The 2,628-nt window shown below is 59.5% G+C and carries 2 protein-coding genes; both read left to right on the top strand.

What is annotated here, in order from left to right; all coding sequences use genetic code 11:
- Positions 1–197 precede the first annotated feature (197 nt).
- Positions 198–1,709, top strand: a complete 1,512-nt coding sequence (gene istA / locus GR212_RS36430) for an IS21 family transposase (RefSeq protein WP_163994968.1) — start codon at positions 198–200, stop codon at positions 1,707–1,709.
- Positions 1,710–1,720: 11 nt separating this feature from the next.
- Positions 1,721–2,476: an IS21-like element helper ATPase IstB gene (istB, locus tag GR212_RS36425; protein ID WP_163994966.1), complete on the top strand. Its 756-nt coding sequence runs from the start codon at positions 1,721–1,723 to the stop codon at positions 2,474–2,476.
- Positions 2,477–2,628 lie beyond the last annotated feature (152 nt).

The following is a 2,628-nucleotide window of genomic DNA, read 5'->3' as shown; positions in this document are numbered from 1 at the left end:
CTGCGGATTCCGACGTGAAGCCGGCCGGCATTCCGATCAAAGACCGGCCACCATTCCGATTTGAAGCCGGCCACTATTCCAATCAAAGACCGGCCGATTTTCGGCACTGAAGAATACCCCCCTGGGTCAGCAACTTTGGCATCAAATGGACCACGCGCAACGTGGAGATTTTGATGCCGGCAAAGAGAAGGCTGACCATGAGACAGTTACGACAGATGCTGCGGCTTGCCGGAAGCGGGACCAGCTCCCGTGAGATTGCGGTCGTGTTGGGAATAGCGCGCAGCACGGTGCAGGATAATTTGCGGCGAGCAGCCGAGATCGGCTTGACCTGGCCTTTGCCAGGCGACCTGACCGATGATGCTCTCGAGAACAAGCTTTTCGCCCGCAATGGTGTCAAGCAAGGCACCCGACGGCGAACGGAACCGATATGGGCCGAACTTGCCGTCGAGCTCAAGAAGCCTGGCGTTACGCTCCAAATCCTATGGGAAGAGTATCGCGCTTCAAACCCTGATGGGTATGGATACAGCCGGTTTTGTGAGCTGTTCCGCGGCTTCGAACAACGGCTGTCTCCGACGATGCGCCAGGAGCATGCCGCCGGCGACAAGGTCTTCGTGGACTATTCGGGAAAGAAGATACCGATCGTCGACCGCACGACCGGCGAGATTCGCGAGGCGGAGATCTTCGTCGCAGTGCTCGGCGCTTCCAACTTCACCTACGCCGAGGCAACCTGGACCCAGACCCTGCCTGACTGGATCGGCTCGCATGTTCGCCTCTTTCGCTTCATCGGCGGTGTTCCGCGGCTGATCGTTCCCGACAATCTCAAGTCTGGGGTCAACCGTGCCAGTTTCTACGATCCCGAGATCAACCGAAGCTACGGTATGATGGCCTCGCACTACGGTGTTGGTGTTCTTCCGGCCCGGCCGAAACGGCCGAAGGACAAGTCGAAGGTCGAGAACGGTGTTCGTTTCGCTCAGTCCTGCATCCTTGGACGCCTGCGCAATCAGACCTTCTTCTCGCTGGCCGAGGCCAATGCGGCCATCGCTCAGGCTCTGGACCGCATCAACGATCATGTCATGCGTCGCCTTGGTGTCACCCGACGGCAGTTGTTCGAGAATGTCGAGCGCGCCGCGCTCGCACGCCTTCCCGGCGACGATTACGAGTTTGCGGAATGGCGATTGGTCCGTGTCTCGACCGACTATCACGTCGAATACAAGACCTTCCTCTATTCCGTTCCACATGGCCTCATCCGCCAGCAGGTCGACCTCAGAGCGACGGCGCGCACCGTGGAGATCTTTCACCGCGGCAAGCGCGTCGCGGCTCATCAACGCCGATATGGTGGCCCTCGGCACGGCACTGATCCAGAGCACATGCCCAGTTCCCACCGGCGATATGCCGAGTGGACGCCCGATCGCTTTCGTCGCTGGGGCGCATCCATCGGGCCCAATACCGAAGGCTTGGTCATCTCCGTTCTCGCCAGCCGGCCGCACCCGGAACAGGGCTTTCGAACATGCCTGGGCATCCTGCGCCTGTTTCGCGACATCGCTCGCGATCGCGCCGAGGCCGTATCAGCCAGAGCTGTCGAGATCGGAGGCTTGAACTGCAAAAGCATTGCCTCGCTTTTGGCCAACCATAAGGCCGCAAAACATTCCACCGAACCCTCCGCAATCATCGACCATGCCAATCTGCGTGGTCCCGGCTACTTTCATTGAGGACAAGACCGATGCTGATACATCCTACTATCGACCGACTGCGAGAGCTCGGCCTTTACGGCATGGCCACGGCCTTCCAGGAGCTCGATGCCACGCCCGAGGTGCGAGGCCTCGAACATGGCGAATGGCTCGCCATTCTGCTGGAGCGAGAAGCCACCATGCGCCAACAAAAGCGCTTCGAAGCGCGCGCCAGGGCAGCAAAGTTGCGCCACGACGCGCAGATCGAGAACGCTGACTTCCGTGCAGCCCGCGGTCTTGATCGCAATCTGTTCATGACCTTGGCCAGTTGCGATTGGATCAAAAAACACCACAGCCTTCTCATAACCGGCCCGGCCGGCGTCGGCAAAAGCTGGTTGGCTTGCGCGATCGGTCACAAAGCATGCCGCGAGGATTTCTCCGTCGCGTACCACCGCGTCCCGAGGCTGTTTGCCAGCCTCGCACTGGCAAGAGGTGATGGAAGATATGGCCGGATCCTCAAATCGCTGGCCAAGACCGACCTGCTGATCCTTGATGACTGGGGCCCAGAAAAGCTCAACGACGACCAGCGCCGCGACCTTCTCGAGATTATCGAAGATCGCTACGAACGGCGATCTACCATCGTCACAAGTCAGGTACCCTTGGACCGGTGGTACGAGATCATCGCAAATCCGACGCTCGCCGACGCCATCCTCGACCGCCTTGTCCACAACGCCTACCGCATCGAGCTCAGTGGCGAAAGTATGAGAAAACAGCGGGCTCCAGCACTGCCGGAAACATCGCAAGCTTGACGGCGAACGAAACCAGATCCACACATTCACCTGACCCAGGATCAGTCCGAAAAGTGGCCGCCTTCAAATCGGAACGGCGGCCGGAATGAAATCGGAATGACTGGCCGGCTTGATTTCGGAACCAGTGGCCGGCTTCATCGGAATACGCACCT

The sequence above is a fragment of the Martinezella lusitana genome (assembly GCF_010668395.1).
GTDB classification, from domain to species: Bacteria; Pseudomonadota; Alphaproteobacteria; order Rhizobiales; family Rhizobiaceae; genus Rhizobium; species Rhizobium lusitanum_A.
Note: the sequence above shows the minus strand (reverse complement) of the source record. Positions and strands in the feature narration are given on the sequence as shown.

Bases quoted from the DNA above. Each gene is read 5' to 3' on its own strand.
- istA (WP_163994968.1), top strand. From the start codon at position 198: ATGAGACAGTTACGACAGATGCTGCGGCTTGCCGGAAGCGGGACCAGC.
- istB (WP_163994966.1), top strand. From the start codon at position 1,721: ATGCTGATACATCCTACTATCGACCGACTGCGAGAGCTCGGCCTTTAC.